Annotated in this window: 2 protein-coding genes; one reads left to right on the forward strand and one right to left on the reverse strand. The window is 68.7% G+C overall.

Translation table 11 applies throughout. The annotated features are described in order from the left end of the window. Nucleotides 1–391, reverse strand: a 391-nt coding sequence (locus AC1D2K_RS34840; RefSeq protein WP_478095008.1) for a helix-turn-helix domain-containing protein, incomplete at its 3' end; no start/stop codon positions are given. A gap of 79 nt (nucleotides 392–470) precedes the next feature. On the opposite strand from AC1D2K_RS34840, the gene AC1D2K_RS34845 reads away from it, so the two are divergent. Then, a partial coding sequence (locus tag AC1D2K_RS34845) for a class I SAM-dependent methyltransferase (protein WP_478095009.1) occupies nucleotides 471–1,275 on the forward strand: 805 nt, incomplete at its 3' end.

Raw genomic sequence — 1,275 nt, forward strand, 5'->3', positions numbered from 1 at the left:
CCCCAGCCCCCGCAGCCCGCACGATGCGCCGGAAGGTGGGGCATTCCATATGGCTMGGCGCCGGGCAGGCAGCGGCGTGCCGCAGGCCGTCGCGCATGGCGCTCAGTTTGCGGATCGTCCGGTCGAGYTCCTCCGCCTTGGCCGCGAGCATCTGGCGGTCGATGCGCGGCTGGCCCTCGGGCGCGAACATGCGCGCGATCTCGTCGAGCGAGAAGCCGGCGGCGCGCCCCAGCGCGATCAGCGCCAGCCGTTCCAGCACGCCGGGATCGAACAGGCGGCGCAGCCCGCGCCKGCCGGTRGAGGCGATCAGCCCCTTTTCGTCATAGAACCGCAGCGTGGATGCGGGAACGCCGGATTGCTGCGCCACCTCGGCGATGTCCAGATGYCTCACCCTCTTGACCTCAAGTCGACTTGAAGTTGCACAGTCTAGCTCCCGCCTCTTGAGGGCAAGCAAAAAAAGGAAAACGATCATGGATGTCTCGCACCACCAGACCGACAACGAGCAGACCGCGCTTTGGAACGGCCGCGCCGGACGCGCCTGGGTCGACGCACAGCAGGTGCTCGACCAGATGTTCAAGCCGCTCGAAGACCGGCTCGTCGAAGCGGTCCGCGCCGGGTCCGGGCAGCGGGTGCTCGACGTCGGCTGCGGCACGGGCAGCACGACGCTCGCCGTGGCGCGGCGGCTCGGCGCCAAGGGCCACTGCATCGGCATCGACATTTCGAAGCCGATGATCGCCGCCGCCCGGGCCCGCGCCGAACGGGAAATAGACACGCCGGCCCGCTTCATCCGCGCCGACGCGCAGACCCAGGCGTTCGAGCCTGCAAGCTTCGACATGATCATTTCGCGCCTTGGCGTGATGTTCTTCGACGACCCTGCCAGAGCCTTTGCGAACCTGCGGCGTGCCGCAAGGGATGGCGCCGAGCTGCGCTTCATCGCCTGGCGGAGTGCCGCGGAAAATCCGTTCATGACGACCGCCGAGCGCAGCGCGGCACCGCTGCTGCCGAACCTCCCCGCCCGCCGGCCGGGCGCGCCGGGGCAGTTCGCCTTCGCCGACCGGCAGCGGGTCCACACCATCCTGGAGGAGAGCGGGTGGGCCGAGATCGATATCCGCCCGATCGATGTGGCCTGCACCCTGCCCGAGAAAGAGCTGGTCGGCTACCTGACCCGGCTCGGTCCCGTCGGCCTGATCCTCCAAGAGGCGGACGACCGGACTCGCACGCAGATCATCGAGACGGTGCGCGCCGCCTTTGACTCCTATGTGTATGGGGATGAAG

Source organism: Variovorax sp. P1_H12_2, from assembly GCF_056405335.1.